This window comes from Methylobacterium sp. WL116 (assembly GCF_008039455.1).
Lineage (GTDB): Bacteria > Pseudomonadota > Alphaproteobacteria > Rhizobiales > Beijerinckiaceae > Methylobacterium.
On the sequence record NZ_VRUV01000503.1, the window covers coordinates 1 to 3,317 of the forward strand.

Sequence of the window (3,317 nt, forward strand, 5' to 3'; positions counted from 1 at the left end):
GCCGCAGGCCGCCCCGGGCGCGCGGGAATCGGTGACGCTCCGCCTCGACAGCGCCGTGCTCGCGCATTTCCAGAAGGACGGCCCGGGCTGGCAGGACCGCCTCAACGACGCGCTCAAGGCGCTCGTCGCCGGCTGACGCGCCACGCCGTCAGGTCGAGCCGCGCCGGATGCGGTTCACCGCACGGTCGAGGGCGCCGAGGAACTCGGACCGGTCGCGCGCCGAGAACGGGCGCGGCCCGCCGGTGATCGCCCCGGCCTCGCGCAGGTCCTGCATCAGGTTGCGCGTCGCCAGCGCCATGCCGATCGACGCGTCCGAGAACGGCTTGCCGTTTGGCCCGATCACCGTCGCGCCCGCCTTCACGCAGCGGCTGGCCAGCGGCACGTCGGCCGTGACGACGATGCTGCCCGGCCCGGCGCGTTCGGCGATCCAGTCGTCGGCGGCATCCATCGCGTCGCCGACCACCACGCGCTCGATCCAGGGCTCGCGCGGCACGTTCAGGAAGCTGTTGGCGACGACGTAGACGTGCAGCCCGTAGCGGGCGGCGACGCGATAGGTCTCGTCCTTCACCGGGCAGGCGTCGGCGTCGACGTAGATCGCCGTCGAGCCGGTCAAGACGGCCGCCTCGCCGAAGCGCGCCGCTCCGCCGTCGCTCGCGGCCGACGGGCCTTCGGCACCAGCCGCGCCGAGAATCCCGCGACCATCAGGAGCACGCCAAGGGCGAACTGCGCCTTCGAGATCTCGCCGCCGATCGACAGCACGATCGCCCGGCCGACCACGACGATGCCGGCGAGCGGCAGGCCGTAGCGCAGCAGCATGCGCAGGGCGGTGAGCCAGCGTCCGCTCATCGCGCGACCCGAAGCGCCGGCCGCTCTGCCTCGATCGGCTGGGGCACCTCGGGGGCCGGCCGCTCCAAGGTCGCCACCGAGAGCGGCTGGCCGCGCCCGCGCAGGGCGTGGGCTCCGAGGGACCGCGCCGCGATCCCGGGCGGCAACCCGCCGAGGCGGGTGAGCAGGTCCTGCGAGATGAGGATGTTCACGCCGAGCGGCCGGCACAGCGCCTCGATCCGCGAGGTGACGTTCACCGCGTCTCCGAAATAGGCGATCTTGTGCCGGTCGACGCCGACTTCCGCCGTGACCACCGATCCGCCGTGCAGGGCCGCGCGCAGCCGCGGCACCGTGCCGAAGCGCGCGGTCCACGCCGGCGCATCCGCCTCGATCCGGTCGAGCACGTCGAACACGCAGGCGACGCAGCGCGCATCCTTGAGGCCGCGCGCCATCGGCCAGGTGATCATGGCGAGGTCGCCGATGTAATCGTCGGTGGAGCCGGCGTTGCGCCGCACCGGCTCGGCCAGCGTCGCGAAGATCGCGCCGAGATATTCCTGCGCCCGGAGGTCGCCGTGGGTCTCGGCGAAGGCGGTGGAGCCGACCACGTCGAGGAACAGGAAGATGCGCTCCTCCCGCACCGGCTTGTGGTAGCGCCCGACGAGAAAGTTCACGAACACCTCGCCGCCGATCAGGTCGCGCATCCGTACGACGAAGACCAGCAGCGCCGAGACCGCGAGCGAGTAGGCCAGCACCCGCGGCGTGATCCGGACCGCCGCCGACAGGCTGTCGGCGGTGAGCCCGAGCGACCAGACCACGAGGCCGCCGAGCGCGCAGCCGAGCGCGATCATCAGCACGTAGAGCAGCTCGGCCGAGGGCACGTACAGCATCGCCGGGAGGCGGCGCAGGCGCGTCTGAAGCCCGGAGAGAATCAGGCCGCGATCGAACGACAGCACCGTCACGCCGACTGCGAGGCCGTAGATCAGGCCGGCGGCGAGCGAGGTGCCGCCGACGAACAGGAGGTTGTAGAGAAGGCCGGCCCCGCCCGATGCGACGACGATCAGGGCCCAGAACCAGCGATGCTGCGGCAGCATTCAGCGATCCGCCTGGACGGGGAGCGGGACGGGAGGCGGACAGGCAGCGTGCACGAAACCGATCCTGAAGCGTTCTCGAACCGGAGAGGGACGTAGCCCGCGGGACGGCGCCCCGTTTCGGAAACGGGACATCGTCCAAAGTCTAGGTCCGGACCCCGTGCCGAGCCATTGCTCAACGTCCCATGATGGCGCGATTAAGGCGCGGGCGCCATCCGTTCGCCGATCGGGCGGCCGCGCCGCCGACATCGGACCTTCGGGGCGCGCCGCGCGCCCCAGCGAGACAGGATCCACGCGATGCACGCCAGACCCTTCGGCTCGACCGGCCTCAACGTCCCGGTCATCGGGCAGGGCACGTGGCACATCGATGCCACGGCCCGCGACGGCGCGGTCGCCGCCCTGCGGGCGGGCATCGATGCCGGCATGACCCACATCGACACGGCCGAGATGTACGGCGACGGCGAGGCCATCGTCGGCGAGGCGATCCGCGGCGTGCGCGAGGAGGTCTTCCTCGTCTCCAAGGTGGTTCCGGGCAACGCGACGCGGCGCGGGGTGGCGCGGGCCTGCGAGCAGTCGCTGCGGCGGCTCGGGACCGACCGGCTCGACGCCTACCTCCTGCACTGGCCCGGCAGCCACCCGCTGGAGGAGACCATCGCCGGGTTCGAGGACCTGCGGCAGGCGGGCAAGATCCTGGCCTGGGGCCTGAGCAACTTCGACGTCGACGACCTCGACCGGGCGCTGCGCATCGCCGGCCCCTACCGCATCGCCTGCAACCAGGTGCTGTACCATCTCGGCGAGCGGGCGATCGAGCACGCGGTGCTGCCGTGGTGCGCCGCGAACGGGGTCGCGCTCGTCGGCTACTCGCCCTTCGGCAGCGGCGACTTCCCGAACCCGTCGAGCGCCGGCGGCCGCGTGCTCGCCGGCATCGCCGCGGCGCACGGGACGACGCCCTACGCCGTGGCCTTGGCGTTCCTGACGCGGATCGAGAACACCTTCACCATCCCGAAGACCGGCCGCGCATCGCGGGCGATCGAGAATGCGGGCGCGGCGAAGCTTCATCTCAACGCGGCCGAGATCGCGATGATCGAGGCGCAGTTTCCGCGCGGGCCGCGGCCGCGAACCCTGCCGATGCTGTGAATCGCGTGCGGTCGGCGCCGCCCTGTCGCGCTACCGTCAGCGATCCCGGGCTATCGGTCGTCCTGGGCACGGGCGGGGAGCTCTCGGAGACGATGATGGCGAAGCGGTCGATCGCGCGGCGATGCCTGGCCGCCATGCTGGCCGGTGTTGGCGTTGCCGCCGAAGACGCTGGTGACGACGCTCCAGTCCGCCCCGCTTCGGCCGATCGCGAAGCCGAAGTTGCGGGCCGGCGCGAACGCGTTGGCGAGCGAGCGTTCGGTGAAGACG

General features: G+C 72.2%; 5 protein-coding genes and 1 pseudogene. 2 read left to right on the forward strand and 4 right to left on the reverse strand.

The annotated features are described in order from the left end of the window. On the forward strand, window positions 1-136 hold a 136-nt coding region (locus tag FV223_RS23535; RefSeq protein ID WP_187276227.1), incomplete at its 5' end, for a BrnA antitoxin family protein. Between the two features lie 12 nt (window positions 137-148). On the opposite strand, the gene FV223_RS23540 is transcribed toward FV223_RS23535, so the two are convergent. Genes FV223_RS23540 through FV223_RS23550 form a run of 3 tightly spaced genes read right to left on the reverse strand, consistent with a single transcriptional unit; the run spans window position 149 to window position 1,916 of the window. Beyond that, window positions 149-613, reverse strand: coding sequence for a YaiI/YqxD family protein (locus tag FV223_RS23540; protein ID WP_147729255.1), 465 nt, complete (start codon window positions 611-613; stop codon window positions 149-151). Beyond that, window positions 610-846 (reverse strand): hypothetical protein, encoded by a 237-nt coding sequence (locus tag FV223_RS23545; RefSeq protein ID WP_147729256.1) that lies wholly within the window; start codon window positions 844-846, stop codon window positions 610-612. Before FV223_RS23545 ends, FV223_RS23540 begins: the two co-directional genes overlap by 4 nt. Then, window positions 843-1,916 (reverse strand): adenylate/guanylate cyclase domain-containing protein, encoded by a 1,074-nt coding sequence (locus FV223_RS23550; RefSeq protein ID WP_147729257.1) that lies wholly within the window; start codon window positions 1,914-1,916, stop codon window positions 843-845. Before FV223_RS23550 ends, FV223_RS23545 begins: the two co-directional genes overlap by 4 nt. Window positions 1,917-2,210: 294 nt before the next feature. On the opposite strand from FV223_RS23550, the gene FV223_RS23555 reads away from it, so the two are divergent. Next, entirely contained in the window at window positions 2,211-3,050 is an 840-nt protein-coding gene (locus FV223_RS23555; RefSeq protein WP_147729258.1) for an aldo/keto reductase, read from the forward strand. A gap of 50 nt (window positions 3,051-3,100) precedes the next feature. Here FV223_RS23555 and FV223_RS23560 read toward each other — a convergent pair. After that, window positions 3,101-3,317 (reverse strand): annotated as a pseudogene (locus FV223_RS23560) (hypothetical protein); the annotation flags it as partial.

What these genes read in the sequence shown, in the direction of transcription:
- FV223_RS23545 (WP_147729256.1), bottom strand. Translation starts at nt 846, where the DNA reads ATGAGCGGACGCTGGCTCACCGCCCTGCGCATGCTGCTGCGCTACGGC.
- FV223_RS23550 (WP_147729257.1), bottom strand. Translation starts at nt 1,916, where the DNA reads ATGCTGCCGCAGCATCGCTGGTTCTGGGCCCTGATCGTCGTCGCATCG.
- FV223_RS23555 (WP_147729258.1), top strand. Translation starts at nt 2,211, where the DNA reads ATGCACGCCAGACCCTTCGGCTCGACCGGCCTCAACGTCCCGGTCATC.